The following is a 16,299-nucleotide window of genomic DNA, read 5'->3' on the forward strand; positions in this document are numbered from 1 at the left end:
TCAGCCGCGTACGGGCTGGAAGTGCGTCGGGTCCGCGAGGGCGCTGGAATCGAGGCGGGCAAGGAGGTCGCCGACATCGGTGTGGACCTCAAGGGCTCCCGCCGAGCGCAGGGCCCGCTCGCCGAAGCCGCCGGAGAGCACCGCCACGCCGGTGACCGGGGCTCCGGCGGCGGCCTGGACGTCCCACGGGGTGTCGCCGACGAACAGCGCCTCGCCTGGCATCGAAGCCTCCCTCACTCACGCCCCCGGCATGTCCACCCTGTCGACGCTACGGCCCGACGACCGGCCACGCACGCGGCGCGGCGCCGGGCCGTTTGCCCCGCTGTTTCCCGGAAACCCGAAGCAGTACGGAAACTTCCTGCCGGACCATCGTCATCACCGGGGCCAGCGGTGGCATCGGCCGTGCGACCGCCGAGGCGTTCGCCGCCCGCGGAGACCGGCTCGCGCCGATCGCCCGCGGCCGGGCCGGCCTCGAAGCGGCGGTGCGCGATGCCGAGCGGGCCGGCGCTGCCAAGGTCATCGCCATCGAGGCCGACGTCGCCGACGCACACGCGGTGGAGGCCGCCGCCGAACGGGCCGAGGAAGAACTCGGGCCGGTCGACGTGTGGGTCAACGACGCGTTCGCCTCCGTCTTCGCCCCGTTCACCGAGGTCTCCCCGGAGGAGTTCCGGCGCGTCACCGAGGTCACGTACCTCGGCTACGTCTACGCCACCCGGGCCGCCCTGGCCCGGATGCTGCCCCGCGATGCCGGGGTGATCGTGCAGGTCGGCTCGGCGATCGCCTACCGCGGCATTCCGCTGCAGAGCGCCTACAGCGGCGCCAAGCACGCCATCCAGGGCTTCAACGAGGCGCTGCGCTGCGAGCTGCTCGCTTCCGGTACTCGGGTGCGGACCACGATGGTGCAGATGCCGGCCGTCAACACCCCGCAGTTCGACTGGGTCCGGTCCCGCCTGCCCCGCCGGGCGCAGCCGGTTCCACCGATCTACCAGCCCGAGGTCGCTGCCCGCGTGGTGCTGTTCGCCGCCGACCACCCCGGGCGGAGGGAGTACTGGGTGGGCGGCAGTACGGTGGCGACCCTGGTGACGAACGCCGTCGTGCCCGGGCTGCTGGACCGCTACCTGGCCCGCACGGGCTTCGACTCCCAGCAGGAGGACCGTCGGCGCCGCGCCACGGACCCGGACAACCTGTTCGAGCCGGTGGACGCCCGGCGGGACTTCGGGGCGCACGGCCGGTTCGACGACCGGGCCCGGGATCGCAGCAGCCAGCAGCAGGTGGCGCACACCCTCGGCGGCCTCGCCGACGCGCTGGGGCGCGCGGCTGGACGGGTGCAAGCCGGTTTGCCCGGTGCCGGTAGCGGGTTCCTCTCACGGATGCGGGGAACACGCACCCCGCAGTCATCGGACAGGAGTGTGTGACCATGCCTCGCGGATCGAGTCCCAAACGGGAACGGCAGTACGAGCACATCAAGGACAGTGCGCTGGAGCGCGGTGAGAGCGAGAAGCGCGCCGAGGAGATCGCCGCCCGCACCGTGAACAAGGAGCGGGCCCGGCACGGGGAGTCGAAGACCGCCAGCCGCAGCTCGCTGAAGGACATGTCCTCCTCCCGTCGCGGTGGGCTGCGGTCGCACAGCGGCGCCCAGGGGCCGACGAAGGAGCAGCTCTACAACGAGGCGAGGCAGCGCAACATCCACGGGCGCTCGAAGATGAACAAGAAGGAACTCGAACACGCCCTGGGCCGATAGGAGCTGGTCACCGTGGGTACCGTTCCCGTGCCGCCCGACCCCGATGTCACCCCGGTTCCGCCGTCGCCCAGCCCGCCGGAGCCGGTGGAGCCACCGGTGCCGCCGGATCCGCCCGCGCCTCCCGGAACGCCCGAACCGCCCCCTGAGCCGCCGGCCCCGCCCGGCCCGGGCGAGCCCGCGGAGCCTGCCCCTCCGGAGCCCGGGCACCCCCGCCCGTCGGAGCCTCCCGACTGACCCGGAGGCCATGACACGGCCGGGCGGTGGACGGCGTGCGCGGAGGCACCGCCTGCGCCGCGGAGTCGCCAGGTGGCCGGCAACCGAACAACGGCCCGGAGGACTACAGGAGGTCAGGTGCTCACCCGGCTGGTGGAGACCGTGGTGTGGGGTGCTGCCCTGACGGGGCTGACAGTGGTGTTCGTCAGCTCCGTCTCGCCCGTCGAGCTGCTGGTCGCCGTTCTCGCCGCGTCGGGCGGGGCGGTCGCGGCCCGCAGGATGCGCCTGGCCGCACACGTCCGCGTCGGAGGAGGGCGTGGCGCGGTGCGTGCGCTCCTCGCGCTGCCGGGCTCGGTCGTGCGCGGTCTGGCCGTGCTGACGGCCGCGATGGCCCCCGGTCACGGAGACGGGAGGGTACGGCGCATCCGGCTGCGCCCCGGAGCGGGAGCCGGGTGGGCCGGCACGCTGCTCGCCGCCTCCCCGGACACCTGCGTGATCGACGTGCCCCGCGACGACGAGGTCGTCGTGCACGCTCTGCGCCCGACCGCGGGACCGGTCGAGGAGGCCGTGGCCCGCACGGACGGCGCGCGGTGAACGCCTGGACAGCGGCGGCCCTGGTCCTGTTGGCGATTCCCGCGCCGACGTGCCTGTGGGTCGCGGCGCGCGGCACCGCGGTGCGCCGACTGCTCGGGGCGTCGATGCTGTCGACCGTGGCCGGCGCGGTGTTCCTGCTGCTCCCGATGGCGTACGACCGGTCCTCCTATCAGGACCTCGCGCTGATGCTGGCCGTCCTGGCCCCCGCCGGCACCCTTGTCTTCGCCCGCTTCGTCGCCGGCCGCCGCCACGACGCGCACCCGTACGGTTCCACGCCCGAGAACTGACGAGACCCCGCCCGGCCGGCCAGACCGGGGGTGGGGGAGGGAGTTCGGATTGACGCCACGCCATGTGATCGTGCTCGTGCTGCTGTGGGCCGGCGTGGGGTGTGTGCTGCTGTCCGCGGCCGCGGTGCTGCGGCTGCGCGGAGCGCTGGCGCGCCTGCACGCCCTGGCCCCGGCCTCGGTGGCCGGTGTGCCGCTGATCGCCGCGGCCGTGGCAGTCGACCAGGGACCGGGCCGGGGGGCGGCCAAGACGCTGTTCATCGGCCTGGTCTTCGCCGTCGGCGGGACGGTCACCACGATCGCCGTCGGCCGTGCCACCCGTGAAGCCGAGGCCGAAGCGGTGAGCAGGCCGTGAACGCATGGCTGATCGGATTCGTCGTCGCCTTCGTCGTCCTCGCCGCCACCACGGCGGTCCTCACCCGTGACCCGGCCCGCCAGGCGGTCGTCCTCTCCGTGCTCGGTCTGGGCCTGGCGATGCTGTTCGCGGTGCTGCAGGCGCCCGACGTGGCGCTCTCCCAGCTCGCCGTGGGCACCGCGCTGACCCCGTTGCTGATCCTGCTGACCGTACGCAAGGTCACCCGCCGACCCACCCGCACCGACGACCGGGCCAGCGCCGGCGACAACGGGCGGGAACGGAAGTGACGGCCCGCGCCCGGCTGACGATGTTCCTGGCAGCGGCCGCCGTCATCGCCGCGTTCTTCACGGCCGCGTGCACTCACCTCCCGCCGTTCGGCACGGACAGCCATTCCTACGGGGACCGGGCGGTGGCGGCGGCGCTGGACCGGCGCACCGCCAACGTCGTCTCCGCCGTCAACTTCGACATCCGCGCCTTCGACACCCTCGGCGAGGAGTCCATCCTCTTCGGCACCGTGCTCGGGGCGACCCTGCTGCTGCGCCGGGCCCGCGACGAACGCCACCGCCGCGCCGAAGCGGAGCGGGTCATGCCCACGACCCGCCTCTTCGGCGCGCTGCTGCTACCGGTCACCCTGGTCGTGGGCGTCTACATCGTCGCGCACGGCCAGCTCAGCCCCGGCGGCGGCTTCCAGGGCGGTGTCGTCCTCGCCACCGCCCTGCACCTGGCCTACGTGGCCGCCGACTACCGGGCCCTGAAGCAGCTGCGCCCGCTCGCCGCCCTCGACGTCGCGGACTCGCTCGCCGCCGCCTCCTACAGCCTCGTCGGCCTGGCCGGCCTGATCGCAGGCGGCGCGTTCCTCAAGAACGTGCTGCCGCTGGGCACCTTCAACACCGTCACCTCCGGCGGCACCGTCCCGGTCCTCAACGCCGCGGTCGGCGTCGAGGTCGCCTGCGGCTTGATCGCCCTGCTCGCACACTTCCTCGACCAGGCCGTCGAACTCACCGAACCCGACCAGCAGAGAGACGGAGACACCTGATGGGAACGTGGGTCTTCCTGGCCGCCGGATGGGTCCTGCTCATCGCCCTGTACGGCCTGGTCACCAGTCGCAACCTGATCCACGCCATCGGCTGCCTGGCCGTCGCCCAGTCCTCCACCTACCTCCTGCTCCTCGCCGTCGGCTACCGCCGCGGCGCGACCGCCCCCGTCTACTCCGACCTCACCCCCGGAACCCGCCCCGTCGTCGACCCCGTCGTGCAGGCCCTCGCCCTGACCGACGTCGTGGTCGGCGCGACCGTCACCGCGCTGTTGCTCGCCCTCACCATCCAGTTGCGCAAACGGCACCACACCGTCGACCCGCAGGCCCTCACCGGCCTCAAGGGCTGACCGTGACCGAAGCAGCCCTGCTGCCGCTCGCGGTGGCCATTCCCCTGCTCGGCGCCGCACTGCTCGCCGTCGCCGGCCGCAGACTTCCCCGGACCGGTTGCGACATCCTGGCCACCACCTGCGCCGGTGCCGAGGCAGCGTGCCTCGCCCTGCTCTGGGCGCGCACCGACGGGCGCCTCGTCACCGCCGACCTGGGCGGCTGGCCCGCCCGCCTCGGCATCGTGCTCGCCGCCGACCCCATCGGCGCCGGACTCGCGCTGCTCGTCGCCGTCCTGGTCCTCGCGGTCGTCGTCTACGCCTGGCGGTACTTCGACGAACCCACCGGCGAGCACGCCGGCGCCTTCCCCGCCCTGATCCTGCTGTTCGAAGCCGGCATGGCCGGCTTCGCGCTCACCGGCGACCTGTTCAACGCCTTCGTCTTCTTCGAACTCATGGGAGCCGCCGCCTACGCCCTGACCGGCTACCGCATCGAGGACCCCCGCCCGCTCCAGGGGGCGCTCACCTTCGGCATCGTCACCTCCTTCGCCGCCTACTGCTCCCTGCTCGGCATCGGCCTCCTCTACGCCCGCACCGGCGAACTCAACCTCGCCCGCCTCGGCCGGCAGCTCGCCGGCCACCACACCGACGTGCTGACCGTGGCCGCGTTCGCCCTGATCGCCACCGCCCTGCTGGTCAAGGCCGCCGCCGTGCCGTTCCACTTCTGGCTGCCCGACGCGCACGCGGTGGCGCCCACCCCGGTGTGCATGCTGATGTCCGGCGCCATGGTCGAACTCGGCGTCTACGGCATCGCCCGCGTCTACTGGACCGTCTTCTCCGGCCCGGGCGGCATCCACCCCCAGGCCTTCCGCACCACCTTCACCGCGATCGGTCTGCTGACCGCACTCCTCGGCGCCCTGATGTGCTGGCAGCAGCGCCACCTCAAGCGCCTGCTCGCGTTCTCCACCATCAGCCACGTCGGCCTGTTCCTCATCGCCGTCGCCCTGCTCACCCCCGACGGCGCCACCGGCACCGCGGTGTACGTCGCCGCGCACGGCCTGGTGAAGGCCGCGCTGTTCGCCCTCACCGGTGTACTGCTGGACCGGTACGGCTCCGTCGATGAACACGGGCTGCACGGCAAGGCACGCGACCTGCGCACCGTCGGCGTGCTGTTCGTGGTCGGCGCCCTGGCCCTGGCCGGCATGCCGCCGTTCGGTACCGGCCTTGGCAAGGCCCTGAGCGAGGAGGCCGCCGGCCACTGGCAGCCGTGGCTGCCCGCCGTGTTCGTCGCGGCCTCCGCCGCCACCGGCGCGGCCGCTCTCCGCGCGGCCCTGCGGATCTTCTTCGGCGCCGGCCCGGCCCCACAGAGCCGACCGGACGGGGACGAGACCACCGGCGAGGGCGAGGAACCCGAAATCCGCTCCCCGCAGCGCGCCTTGCCGCGAACCATGACGATCGTCCCGGCCGGTCTGATCGGCCTCGCCGTCCTCGTCGGTTCCCTACCCGCCATCCCCGCCGCCCTCGCCCGTGGCGCGGCCGTCTTCACCGACCCCGACGGCTACAGCGCCGTCGTCCTCACCCAGGCCAACACGCCGCCCGGACCCGTGCCGGCCGCGGACTGGACCGTGACCGGGGTGCTGCTGGGCCTGCTGTCCGCAGCCGTCGCCCTGGCCCTGGCCACGGCCGCCCTCCATCGGTCCGCCGCCGACCGGCACGCGGCTGCCCGAGCCGTACGGGCGCTGCGCCGCCTGCATTCCGGACACCTCGGCGACTACCTCGCCTGGCTCGCCCTCGGCGTCGCGGTGCTGTGCGTCGCGATCGCCGCCCAGACCTGAATCCTCCCAGGGTCCTACAGCCGCTCCTCCATCCCGATGGCTGCCTTCAGATCCTCGTAAGCCTGACCGCGCTTGCCTTCACGCTGCTCCAGCATCGCCCGGACGATCGCATCCAGCCTGTGCTGGATGGATACCGTCCCCGGTGGGTCGCGGGCGCGGCAACACGCTACACGGTGCCCTCCGCAGGCGGCGATCGCCGTCAGCCCGTCGCCGTCGCCCACGGCGTTGCCCGCGGACAGGCGGGGCGGGAGGCCTCTGGGCAGCGAGGATGCGGGGTGGGGGGTTACCCCGATTGGCGTGGTGCCTCAAGGGTGTCGTCGAGGCCGGTCGGGCGGGCGACTCAGGCGGCCCCGGACGGTGGATTCCGAGCGCGGCGGGGCAGGATCACAAGCGGACAGCTTCCCTCGCGCGAGGAGGCCGGTCATGTCCCCCCACTACCGTCCGCTGAGGGCGTGCGCCTGTCGGGCCCCGCGGACCACGACCGCAGACCTGTCCGGGAGAGCCGGCAGCGCCCGCCTGGACGGCAAGGCCGACCATGATCAGCGCGGCGGGTTGGAGGACGCCTTGGCGCGCTCGGTCAAGGAGGGCATGCCCTGTGTGATCGTCGACTTGCCCCGTCTCCTGTCGCGCGACTCCACTCGTCCTGACGCTCTGCTCCCAGTGCGCTTCACCGTGTACGCCGCCGCAACCGCCCCGGTGGTGGCCGCTTCGTTCCCTCAGACCCGGCGCCTGCGGCAGATCACCGGCGCAGACGAGATCTTCACCCGTCCGCGACACCGTCCGCGCCCTCACAGACGCCGGCGCACCCTGCAGAATGAGGCCCGCCATGGACATCCCTGAACGCTACGCGATCACCCTGCCGGGCCCACCAGGAGCGCATCGTCCGCCCGAGATCGTCGTTGTCCACGCCACCGGCGACAGGACACCCGACGGTACCCCGATCTACGCCGACGACACCGGAGCCTTCCGGGTCGAGATCCAAGCCGGTGTGGCCAGGCCCCTGGACGTCGCCACAGGGCCGGGCCAGCACACCTGCCTGCGCGCCACCCCGCTGACCTGACCGCGGCGTTGCCGGCCAGGCGTGATCGGCATCTCCCGTTCGGGGTCGTACATGTCGTCGTCCGGGAAGCAGCTGTGGCGCATCCGAGCGGAAACAGCGGATTCAGGCAGTGGACCCCCCGGTCAAAGCCCCGGGGCGTAGGGGGCGATTCCGATGATGAGGATGTCGCGGCGCCCTTCGTTCCCGTCGTCGCCGAGGCGGACCGGGCCGACGTAGTGGCTGACGCGCCGGTCGTGGACGCCGTAGCCGTCCAGCGGCTCGGTCAGTACGAAGCGGTCGTGGATCGCTTCCGGGGGCAGCGCGTCGGGTTGCCGGCCGGCGCTCTCCGGGGTGGCGATGACGTTCTCGCCGCCCTTCACGTTCCGGCGGCCGATCAGGTGGGCGAAGGTGAAGGTGGCCGGTGAACCGCCGTCCTGATGCAGGCAGTTCGGTGAGGACACCGCCTCCTGGTCCTGGTCGTGGACGCCGAGCGAGATCAGGTGGATGCCGACGTAGACGGGGACGCGGCGCAGGTCCTCCAGCCACAGGGCACGGTCCAGGTCGGCATGGACGAGGGCGTCGAGCAGCCGGTTGCGGTGCAGGGCTTCCGGGATGTCGGGCAGCCGGCGCCGCACCCGGGGGTACTCGGGGTTGTGCTCGTCCTGCCAGTACTCCGTGACGGTGCCGAACTCCTCGTCGGGGGTGCCCGGGATGTAGGAGAGCTCGCCGGTCCAGGGCAGGTGGACGGCGTGCGAGTAGCGGCGGAAGCGGTGGGTCTCACGGGCGTACGGATCCGGCGGCAGGTCCTGATAGGAGTCGGCGAGCCGGGTGAAGTCCTCGGCCAGGGCCACGGTGTCGATGCCGAGGTCGGCGGCGCTCAGGCGGGCGTACCCGTCACGGCGTACCCGCCCGCCGTGCTCCGGCGGGCGTCCGTGCTGCTCCGGGCTGTCGTCCATCGGCTTCTCCGGGCGTTCGCGGGCGTCCGTGGACATGGGTCCGCATGGCCTTCCGGCTTCCTCCACGCTGGCACACCCGTCGGGGGCGCGCCCCTGGGGGGTCCGCCGTACGGATGGCCGGGGCGGGACGGCCTGCAGGGTGGTCATGCAGGTCGCGAGGTCGTCCACGACCGCCGACAGGCCGCCGGCCCGGTGTGCGGCGCGCTGGCGGTGGGCGCCGCTGCCCCGGGCGGCCAGCCGGTCGACGAAGGCGGCGACCCGCTCCAGGTCTCCGAGTTCCTCCAGCGCGGGGCCGATGTGCTCGACGAGCCTCCGTGCGCGTTCCGGGGCGGGCAGGACGCGTCCGGTCAGCCCGTCCGCTCCCGGCCCCGGCCAGCCGTCGCGGGTCGCGTACCAGTACGAGCCGCGCAACAGCTCACCGCGAAGCTGCGGTCCCTTGTCGCCGCGCTCCGCCAGGCGGGCGGAGGTCACCACCAGGCCGCGCACGACAGCCGCCAGGGCCACCGAGTCGGCGGACTCGGCCGGAACGTCCATGCACCGCACTTCCAGCGTCGGCAGGCGCGGGTGCGGGCGGGTGTCCCAGAACGGCAGGTCGGCGAAGGAGCTCCCGCCGACCTCCGCCATCGCGGCGGCGACGCGCCGGTAGTCGTCGAAGGACTCGACCCACGGTGGCGGTCCGAGGGAGGGGAAGCGCAGCCGCAGCACCGAGCGCCAGCTCGCGTACCGGGTGTCCCGTCCGGCGTGGAAGGGCGAGTTGGCGCTCATCTCCACCAGCAGCGGCAGCCACGGGCGCAGATGGTTGCCGACCAGGGCCGCCACCTCGCGGTCGGGCAGGCAGACGTGGACGTGCAGGGCGCAGACGGCGAAGTCGTCCATCAGGCCGCGGAACAGTTCCACCCCGTCCAGGTACCGGGGGTGGTGGCCCACCGGCACCACGCCGCCGCCCCCGATCACGGGCGTCGCACTGGGGCACACGGCCAGGCCCTCGGCCTCGGCGCACGCGGCGAGCTCGCGGCGCAACCGGGCCAGCTGGGCGGACAGCTCGCGCATGGTGGCGCACGGCGGTGTCCGCACCTCGACCTGGAGGTCCGTGAACTCACCGGACACCAGGTCCCCCAGCACGCCCGCGGCGCGGGCGGCCAGCCGCGGGCCCGCGGGAACCACGGCCCGGGACACGGGGTCCACGAGGAAGTGCTCCTCCTCCACGCCCACCGTCGGCGTCGGCCCCCGGCCACGGCCCGCAGTGCCTGCCACGGGCTGCCGAGCTCCTCGCGCGCCCGGGGCGCCGCTGCCGTCCACCTGACCAGAGTCCCTTCTCCCGGCCACGTCGGCATCACGGATCCGGGGTCCGGCCCGAAGACGAGCGCTCGGGGCGGACCCGAGCAGACGCTCGGGACAAGTCCCGGTACGAGCCGCCGTGCGGCAGGTGTGAACCGTGCCGGGCCGGGCAACCGCTCGGCATGCTGCTGATCCGCCCGCCCGGGGTCTACGCGCCCCAGGGCGACACCGAACTGCTGGCCGCCTGTGTGCGCCGGGAGCCGCTGGACGGCTCCAGCCGGGTGCTCGACCTCTGCACCGGGACCGGGGCCGTCGCGATCACGGCGGCGCGCAGCGGGGCCCTGGTCACGGCGGTGGACCTGTCCGCCAGGGCGGTGGCCACCGCCTGGTGCAACGCCCGGCTGCACCACGACCGGGTCCGGCTGCGCCGGGGGGACCTTCTGGCCCCGCTGCCCGGTGAACGCTTCGACCTGGTGACCGCGAATCCCCCGTACGTCCCGACGGACCCGGACGGCGCGGCTCCCGGCCGGGGCGCCGCGCTGGCCTGGGACGCCGGACCGGACGGACGGCTGGTCCTGGACCGGATCTGCCGGACGGTTCCCGGGGTGCTGGCCGAGGGCGGCGTGCTGCTGGTCGTGCAGTCCGCGCTCGCGGGCGTGCCGGCCACCCTGGCGCTCCTGCGCGCGGCCGCGCTGCGCACAGAGGTGGCGGCTCGGCGGCGGCAGCCCTTCGGGCCGGTGATGACGGCCCGGGCCGCCCTGTTCGAGCGGCTCGGAGTGATCCGGCCCGGCGAGCGCGAGGAGGAGTTGGTGGTGGTGCGCGGTGTCCGCGGGCGCTGATCGCTACGCCACCCGGGTGGTCGTCGTGCCGGGCGGCCCTCTGCTGGTCGAGGGCCCGGTGGAGGTGGTCCTCCCCGACGGCACCCGGAGGCTGTCCGAGCGCCCGGTGGTGGCCCTGTGTGCCTGTCGGCGCAGCCGCACGTACCCGTTCTGCGACACCAGCCACCGGCGGCACGGACGGCCGCTGCGGGCCCGGGAGCAGGGCCCGCGCGACTCGGACGGTGCGGCCGGTGGGAGGTGAGCGGACGGACGGTCCGCACCGCTCACCGCGGCCGCCGCGCCGGATGCCATCGTGCCGTCGGCGGGGCGACGAACGCCGCCCCGCCGACGGCTGCTAGGGGGAGCCCCGCAGTTGGGCGCCGTGATCACGGGCTTCGTCGTCGAAGCGGCCGTGTGCGCCGCAGTCGGCCTCCTGACATGCCGTCCCCGCCCGGCGCGCGCCGGGCGGGGAGGAGCGGCGCGGGCTTGCCGGGCGGCCACGATTCTCCCTAGGGCGCCACGGTGTCCGCCGCCGGCGGCTCCGGTTCGTCGTCGTCCGAGTCGGCCTTGCGCCGGACGTCGGCCGGGGTGGGAGCCGTGATCCCGCGCTCCTCGGCGGAGCGCTCGCGGGCCCCGACGATCCCGTCCGCTTTCGCCCGGACGTCGGCCGGGGTGGGGGAGGTGATCGAACGCTCCTCGGCGGAGCGGTCCCGCGTTGTCTCGTTCGGCTGGGTGCCCTTGTCGCCGGACTTCGTCATGGCGGGCTCTCCTTCGTGAGTCGTTGCCGGTGGGATACCTCGCGGGTGCCCGGGAACTCCGGGCCTGAACCGACGGACGGCACCTGATCCGAGTCCCTCCGCGGTCCTGCCGCCGCCTGCACGGCGGATGCCGGGCCCTGCGGGGGCATGGCGGCCCCGCGGTGACGATCTCCGGTGCCGGGTGTTTCGGGTCTGGTGAGGTCGCGTTCAGTGAAGTAGCGAGTTCCGCTCGTCCTACTACCCTGTGCGCACAGGCGTGAGGATGCACGTGCAGCCGGCGGTGTCAGGTCGGGCCCGCTGTTTCAGGCGACGGCGGCCAGGTCGGCGCGGCCGAACAGCAGGGCGTAGCCGCGGGGTAGGTGGGTGAGGAGGCGGTCGGTGAGGTTGTCGTCGGTGAGGGTGGTGAGGGCGGCCAGGATGGAGGAGGCGTCCCAGCGGGCGGCGGTGAGGCTGGTGCCGAGGGTGTGGGCGAGGCTTTCGACGAAGGCGGGGGCGGTGACGGGCGAGGGGAGGGGGATCTGGGCGGCGAGGACGGCGCGGGCCCGTTCGGGCAGGGCTGCGGCGAGGTCGCAGCGTTCGTCGCCGGTGAGCTGGGAGCCGAGGAGGGTCAGGACGGCGTCGAGGGCGCGTTCGGCTTCCTCGTCGGTGGGGTAGCGGCCGAGGTTGCGGACCTGCTGGAGGAGGTGGCGGTAGCGGGTCATGACGGTGGGGCCTTCCAGGGGCTGGCCGCCGGGCGGGCCGGCGGCGTGTGAGGGGTGGTCGGGGTCAGGGTCGTGTCCTTGCGGTCGGGCGGCCGAACAGCAGGTCGTAGCCGGGCGGCAGCTGGAGCAGGACCTGGTCCATGAGGTCGTCGCCGGCGGCGTCGGCCACCGTGGACAGGACGGCGCCGACGTCCCACAGGGCCGTGGCTTCAGTGGCGCCCTCGATCCAGGCCGCGGTCGCGCGCACGAAACGCTCGGCGTTGAGTGGCTCGGCGGCCTGCAGCGGGTTGAGCAGGATCAGGGCCATGGTCTCGGGCAGTCGGGCGGCCAGTTCGGCGCGCACGTCGCCGACCAGGTGGGCGCCGAGCAGGGCAAGGACCACCCGGGCGGCCCGCTCGGCCTCCTGTGGGCTGTCGTACTCACCGCGCTCCCGGACCTCCTCCAGGAACGCCTCCCATCGAAGCGTCATCGCGGTTCTCCCTCCGTCCCGAGGCCCGGCACGCCCGGGTGACCTCAAGGCTCGACGGCCAGGCGCCGGTGCAGACCGGTCAGCTTGAGCAGCCGCACGACGCGGCGGCCGGCTCCGCGCAGGACCAGGCGGGCACCGCACCGGTCGGCCTGGGCGCGGGCCCGGACCAGGGCGCCCAGGCCCGCGCAGTCCATGAACGTCACCTCCGACAGATCCACCACCACCTCCCGGTGCGACTCGAGCGCGGTGGCCAGGGCACGGTGCAGCGAGGGTGCGGCGTCGAGGTCGATCTCGCCGTGGGCTCGCACGATGAAGGGCTGGTTGCTCTGGCCGTTCATGGCGTTTCCGCGTCGCTGCTGGTAGGCCGGTCCAAGTAGGCCGGCCCGGCGGTCGGGGGGTGTTCCGGCCGCCCCATTCGATCGAGGGGGAGAGATCGGGGGCGGCCGGAACGGCATCGGGGGCCGGTCAGGCCTGGATCTGCTTGCGGCTTCCGCTGTGGCTGATCTCGATCTTGCGGGGCTTGGCCTTCTCGGCGACCGGGATCTTCAGGGTCAGCACGCCGGCGTCGTAGTCGGCGGTGATCCCGGCGGGGTCGAGGGTGTCGGAGAGCATGACCTGGCGGGAGAACACACCGAGCGGGCGCTCGGACAGCTCCCACTTGATGCCCTCGCCTTCCTGGCGCGGGCGGCGCTCGGCCTTGACGGTCACCATGTTCCGCTCGACGTCGATGTCGATCGCCTCCGGGTCGACCCCCGGCAGGTCGAAGCAGATCACGTACTCGTCGCCGGCCCGGTAGGCGTCCAGCGGCATCGGCGTGGGACGCGACCAGGTGCCGGTCGTGTTGAGGAACTGCTGGGTCAGCCGGTCCAGCTCGCGGAACGGGTCAGTGCGCAGCAGCATTGCGAAACACCTCCATGGATCGAATGGGTGCCAGTGCGCTTCACCTGAGTCCTTTCTAGCGCGTCATCCATCCAATGACAAGTTGTCGCGTCGCCTATAGAGTGACGGCATGAGCGAGAAGTCCCGCAAAGCCGCCCCCGACGCCTCCCCACCGGTCGAGCCCGTCTCGTTCCTGGCGGCCGCGGCGGCGCTGGCCGCCATCGACGACGCCGTCCGCACCGCCCAGAACCCCGCGTCCCGGCCCCCGACCACCCCTGACGAGCACGGTGGCCCCGAGCAGGCCCTGGCCGCACTCGTCCTGCTGCGCGAGCTGCGCGGCCAACTCGCCGGCTGGGAGGCCGGCCTGGTGGAGAGCGCCCGGGAGGCCGGCGCCACCTGGGCCGACCTCGCCCACCCGATGGGCGTCGCCAGCCGCCAGGCCGCCGAGAACCGCTACCTGCGCCTCAAGCCCTCCACCGCCGACGCTTCGCGGTCCGGTACCGGCGCGGAACGGGTCAAGGCCGTCCGCGACCGGCGGGCCGCCGACCGATCGGTCACCGTCTGGGCCCGCGACCACGCCGCCGAGCTGCGGGTCCTCGCCGCGCGGATCACCACGGCCGCACTCACTCCCGGCGCCCGTCCTGCCCAGGCCGCCCTGACCGCCGCCCTCGGCGCCACCGACCCCGCCGACCTGATAGAGCCCCTCGCCGCCGTCCGCCCCCACCTCGGCGCCGGCCACGACGACCTCGCCACCCGCCTCGACGCCCTCACCCACCACACCACCCAGATCCGCGATGACAGTGACCGACGCCGCGCCTGACCCTGTCGCCACCGCAGAAAGGCGCTGGCAGGACCTCCTGGACCGGATCCACGGCCTCGAAGCACGAGTGGCCGCCACCACGAGCACCGTCAACGCCGCCCTCGACCACCACCTCGCCCGCCTCGACGCCCTGCGCCGGCACCTCGCCCACCCAGACTGGCCACTGCCCGCCCCCGATCCGGACAGTCACCCAACCGCGCCGACGGACAACGCGCCGGCCTGACGAGGCCGGGAACCACCGCAACCACCCCGGCCGTCAGAACCGGCTCCTGTGCATCTGTGCCCGCTGCGCCGCCCCGCTCTCAAGAAGCTCACGCCCTGTCCGTGGCCGTCCGGCCGCCTCGGCGTTGCCGTCGGCTCTCCGTGCCGTCGTTGGGCATCAGCGCAGGAGGGTGGCGAGGAGTTCGGCGATGGTGGGGCCGGCGTCGGCGGGGTGACGCAGCTGCTTGCTCGTGACGACGCTGTAGTGGTTGGTGCGGCCGTGGCGTTCGTGGCTGAGGTATCCGGCCTGTTCGAGGTCGGCGATGATGCGCTGGACGGCGCGTTCGGTGAGCAGGCAGCGGCCGGCGATGTCACGCACGCGGATGCCGGGGTCGCGGGCGATCTGGACCAGTACGCGGGCGTGGTTGGTCAGGAAGGTCCATTGCCGTTCGGGCGCTGTGCCGTTGTCCATTCCTCCACGATAGGACTCCTGTTTCACGACTGCCGATACACGACAGGAGATTCGTGCAATGGTTGACATGTCTGGCGGACGGGCGAACAGTGGAAGGGCCGCACTCCGCGGTGCTTCGCCGCGGATTCCCCGGCGGCTCTGCTTCTGGAGATGGTTCCATGGACCCGATGAGCAGGCACGGGCTGGAACGGCTCAGGTCCCGGCTGGTCGACTGCCTGGGGCCGCCCGGTGAGGGCGGTCGGGACTCCCGCACCTGCGGGGAGCCGCTGTGCCGGCAGGTGCGCCACGCCGTCACCGGCGTCGACGCCTACCTGACGGCCCTCGAAGAGGGCAGCAGCACCGCGTCGGGGCTTCACGAGCGGGCCCTCGACCTGTGGCAGGACCTCGAACGCATCGCGTCCGCCCAGCCCGGGCGGGCCGCTGTCGACGGCGGGGCCGGCGCGGCCGTACGGTGCGGCTCCCGGCCCGAGGAGTGGGCCGTGCCGCCCTGCCTGAAGGCGGAGACCGTCCGGGTCGGTGACGCCCTCGTGTGCTTCTTCACCGGGGGCATGGTCCTGGACGGCGAGCCCGTCGCCGCCCGGGCACTCGATGCCGCGCTCGTCCGGCGTCCCGCCCTGCTCGCGGTCGACCTGGCGGGTGTGGAGCTGTTCACCTGCACCGGTCTCAACCTGCTCCTCGTCGCCCGTCGGCGCGCGCTCGACATCGGCATCCCCGTGGTGCTGGTCGCCCCCTCCGGGCGGACGCTGCGGGTGCTGGAGCTCACCGGGACCGCCGCGCTGTTCCCCGTCCACCCCACCGCCGAGGACGCCCTGCGGCACCGCCCGCTGCCCGCCCCGCGCCCCGACGGAGGATGACCATCCGGGCGGGACGGTTGAGCCGGCAGCGGACGGGCAGGCGCACGGTCGGCCGGGAAATCCCTGGCCGTACCGTGGGAGGAGGACCGGATGAGCATGGTGAAGGAGTCCGTGGACGTGGACGTCCCCCTGCACACCGCCTACAACCAGTGGACGCTGTTCGAGGAGTTCCCGCGCTTCATGGAGGGGGTCGACTCGGTGACCCAGCTGGACGACCGCCACAACCACTGGCGGACCAGCATCGGCGGCGTCACCCGTGAGTTCGACACCGAGATCGTCGACCAGCAGCCCGACGAGCGGATCGCCTGGCGGACCACCGGCGGCGACGTCGACCAGAAGGGCGTGGTGACCTTCAGGCAGCTCGACCAGGACCACACCCGGGTCGCCATGGCCATCGACTTCCGGCCCGAGGGCGTGGCGGAGCGGGCCGCCGATGTCACGGGTGTGGTCGACCGCCGGGTGAAGGGGGACCTGACGCGGTTCAAGACGTTCATCGAGGAACGCGGCCGGGAGGAGGGCGGCTGGCGGGGCCGGATCAGCCCTGGCTGAACCCGCTTCCGATCGTCCGCGCCACCGGCCGCCGGGACACCCGCCCGGCGGCCGGTCCACGCCCCGCGGTGACGTCGGATCGGAAACGGCTGATCAGGCGTGGCCCAGGGTGCGGCGGGTACCC

General features: G+C 73.6%; 25 protein-coding genes. 16 read left to right on the forward strand and 9 right to left on the reverse strand.

Annotated features, from left to right (window positions below; all coding sequences use genetic code 11):
- Entirely contained in the window at positions 1-222 is a 222-nt protein-coding gene (locus tag AE652_RS03670) for an HAD family hydrolase (RefSeq protein WP_049649640.1), read from the reverse strand.
- Between the two features lie 92 nt (positions 223-314).
- Here AE652_RS03670 and AE652_RS03675 point away from each other — a divergent pair, with 92 nt between their 5' ends.
- The 9 genes from AE652_RS03675 (at position 315) to AE652_RS03715 (ending at position 6,381) form a co-directional block, all read left to right on the forward strand.
- Positions 315-1,415, forward strand: coding sequence for an SDR family oxidoreductase (locus tag AE652_RS03675; RefSeq protein ID WP_082345197.1), 1,101 nt, complete (start codon positions 315-317; stop codon positions 1,413-1,415).
- Positions 1,416-1,417: 2 nt separating this feature from the next.
- Entirely contained in the window at positions 1,418-1,741 is a 324-nt protein-coding gene (locus AE652_RS03680; protein ID WP_049649641.1) for a hypothetical protein, read from the forward strand.
- Positions 1,742-2,092: 351 nt separating this feature from the next.
- On the forward strand, positions 2,093-2,548 hold the full coding sequence (locus AE652_RS03685; RefSeq protein WP_049649642.1) for a hypothetical protein: 456 nt from the start codon (positions 2,093-2,095) through the stop codon (positions 2,546-2,548).
- Entirely contained in the window at positions 2,545-2,835 is a 291-nt protein-coding gene (locus AE652_RS47840) for a monovalent cation/H+ antiporter complex subunit F (protein ID WP_053111949.1), read from the forward strand. Before AE652_RS03685 ends, AE652_RS47840 begins: the two co-directional genes overlap by 4 nt.
- 49 nt (positions 2,836-2,884) lie before the next feature.
- On the forward strand, positions 2,885-3,187 hold the full coding sequence (locus AE652_RS03695) for a monovalent cation/H(+) antiporter subunit G (RefSeq protein ID WP_159028339.1): 303 nt from the start codon (positions 2,885-2,887) through the stop codon (positions 3,185-3,187).
- Positions 3,184-3,474 carry a DUF4040 domain-containing protein gene (locus AE652_RS03700; protein WP_049649644.1) on the forward strand — a complete coding sequence of 97 codons (291 nt, stop codon included), beginning with the start codon at positions 3,184-3,186 and terminating at the stop codon, positions 3,472-3,474. Before AE652_RS03695 ends, AE652_RS03700 begins: the two co-directional genes overlap by 4 nt.
- Positions 3,471-4,223: an MnhB domain-containing protein gene (locus tag AE652_RS03705; protein WP_049649645.1), complete on the forward strand. Its 753-nt coding sequence runs from the start codon at positions 3,471-3,473 to the stop codon at positions 4,221-4,223. Before AE652_RS03700 ends, AE652_RS03705 begins: the two co-directional genes overlap by 4 nt.
- Positions 4,223-4,570 (forward strand): sodium:proton antiporter, encoded by a 348-nt coding sequence (locus tag AE652_RS03710; RefSeq protein ID WP_049649646.1) that lies wholly within the window; start codon positions 4,223-4,225, stop codon positions 4,568-4,570. The genes AE652_RS03705 and AE652_RS03710 overlap by 1 nt, the downstream gene beginning before the upstream one ends.
- A 2-nt stretch (positions 4,571-4,572) precedes the next feature.
- Entirely contained in the window at positions 4,573-6,381 is a 1,809-nt protein-coding gene (locus AE652_RS03715; RefSeq protein WP_049649647.1) for a complex I subunit 5 family protein, read from the forward strand.
- A 14-nt stretch (positions 6,382-6,395) separates the two neighbouring features.
- Here AE652_RS03715 and AE652_RS46135 read toward each other — a convergent pair whose 3' ends face one another.
- On the reverse strand, positions 6,396-6,602 hold the full coding sequence (locus AE652_RS46135) for a hypothetical protein (RefSeq protein ID WP_117485509.1): 207 nt from the start codon (positions 6,600-6,602) through the stop codon (positions 6,396-6,398).
- A gap of 605 nt (positions 6,603-7,207) precedes the next feature.
- On the opposite strand from AE652_RS46135, the gene AE652_RS03725 reads away from it, so the two are divergent.
- A complete protein-coding gene (locus tag AE652_RS03725) occupies positions 7,208-7,441 on the forward strand; it encodes a DUF6296 family protein (protein WP_053111950.1) in 234 nt (77 codons plus the stop codon).
- A 122-nt stretch (positions 7,442-7,563) separates the two neighbouring features.
- Here AE652_RS03725 and AE652_RS43405 read toward each other — a convergent pair whose 3' ends face one another.
- Entirely contained in the window at positions 7,564-9,630 is a 2,067-nt protein-coding gene (locus AE652_RS43405) for a YbdK family carboxylate-amine ligase (protein WP_082345199.1), read from the reverse strand.
- 206 nt (positions 9,631-9,836) lie between these two features.
- Between AE652_RS43405 and AE652_RS03735 the strand changes: the two genes are divergently transcribed.
- Complete coding sequence (locus tag AE652_RS03735) at positions 9,837-10,493, forward strand: HemK2/MTQ2 family protein methyltransferase (protein ID WP_049649650.1); 657 nt, start codon at positions 9,837-9,839, stop codon at positions 10,491-10,493.
- Positions 10,477-10,734, forward strand: coding sequence for a CDGSH iron-sulfur domain-containing protein (locus tag AE652_RS03740; protein WP_049649651.1), 258 nt, complete (start codon positions 10,477-10,479; stop codon positions 10,732-10,734). The genes AE652_RS03735 and AE652_RS03740 overlap by 17 nt, the downstream gene beginning before the upstream one ends.
- A gap of 247 nt (positions 10,735-10,981) precedes the next feature.
- Here AE652_RS03740 and AE652_RS03745 read toward each other — a convergent pair whose 3' ends face one another.
- The 5 genes from AE652_RS03745 to AE652_RS03765 all read right to left on the reverse strand — a co-directional run bounded on the left by AE652_RS03745 (position 10,982) and on the right by AE652_RS03765 (position 13,300).
- Entirely contained in the window at positions 10,982-11,230 is a 249-nt protein-coding gene (locus AE652_RS03745) for a hypothetical protein (protein WP_049649652.1), read from the reverse strand.
- A 302-nt stretch (positions 11,231-11,532) separates the two neighbouring features.
- Positions 11,533-11,931 (reverse strand): DUF2267 domain-containing protein, encoded by a 399-nt coding sequence (locus AE652_RS03750; RefSeq protein WP_049649653.1) that lies wholly within the window; start codon positions 11,929-11,931, stop codon positions 11,533-11,535.
- Between the two features lie 64 nt (positions 11,932-11,995).
- A complete protein-coding gene (locus tag AE652_RS03755; protein ID WP_049649654.1) occupies positions 11,996-12,400 on the reverse strand; it encodes a DUF2267 domain-containing protein in 405 nt (134 codons plus the stop codon).
- A gap of 44 nt (positions 12,401-12,444) precedes the next feature.
- Positions 12,445-12,738 (reverse strand): STAS domain-containing protein, encoded by a 294-nt coding sequence (locus tag AE652_RS03760; protein ID WP_049649655.1) that lies wholly within the window; start codon positions 12,736-12,738, stop codon positions 12,445-12,447.
- Positions 12,739-12,865: 127 nt separating this feature from the next.
- On the reverse strand, positions 12,866-13,300 hold the full coding sequence (locus AE652_RS03765; protein ID WP_049649656.1) for an Hsp20/alpha crystallin family protein: 435 nt from the start codon (positions 13,298-13,300) through the stop codon (positions 12,866-12,868).
- 109 nt (positions 13,301-13,409) lie between these two features.
- Here AE652_RS03765 and AE652_RS03770 point away from each other — a divergent pair, with 109 nt between their 5' ends.
- Both AE652_RS03770 and AE652_RS46140 read left to right on the forward strand, forming a co-directional pair.
- A complete protein-coding gene (locus tag AE652_RS03770; RefSeq protein WP_049649657.1) occupies positions 13,410-14,099 on the forward strand; it encodes a hypothetical protein in 690 nt (229 codons plus the stop codon).
- Positions 14,074-14,322: a hypothetical protein gene (locus tag AE652_RS46140; RefSeq protein WP_159028340.1), complete on the forward strand. Its 249-nt coding sequence runs from the start codon at positions 14,074-14,076 to the stop codon at positions 14,320-14,322. Before AE652_RS03770 ends, AE652_RS46140 begins: the two co-directional genes overlap by 26 nt.
- A 156-nt stretch (positions 14,323-14,478) precedes the next feature.
- Here the strand turns inward: AE652_RS46140 and AE652_RS03775 are convergent, their stop codons facing one another.
- Entirely contained in the window at positions 14,479-14,772 is a 294-nt protein-coding gene (locus AE652_RS03775; RefSeq protein ID WP_049649658.1) for a helix-turn-helix domain-containing protein, read from the reverse strand.
- 167 nt (positions 14,773-14,939) lie between these two features.
- Here AE652_RS03775 and AE652_RS42970 point away from each other — a divergent pair, with 167 nt between their 5' ends.
- Positions 14,940-15,626, forward strand: coding sequence for an STAS domain-containing protein (locus tag AE652_RS42970; protein ID WP_159028341.1), 687 nt, complete (start codon positions 14,940-14,942; stop codon positions 15,624-15,626).
- Between the two features lie 90 nt (positions 15,627-15,716).
- Complete coding sequence (locus AE652_RS03785) at positions 15,717-16,175, forward strand: SRPBCC family protein (RefSeq protein WP_049649659.1); 459 nt, start codon at positions 15,717-15,719, stop codon at positions 16,173-16,175.
- Positions 16,176-16,299 lie beyond the last annotated feature (124 nt).

The organism is Kitasatospora sp. MY 5-36, from assembly GCF_001182915.1.
Classification (GTDB): domain Bacteria; phylum Actinomycetota; class Actinomycetes; order Streptomycetales; family Streptomycetaceae; genus Kitasatospora.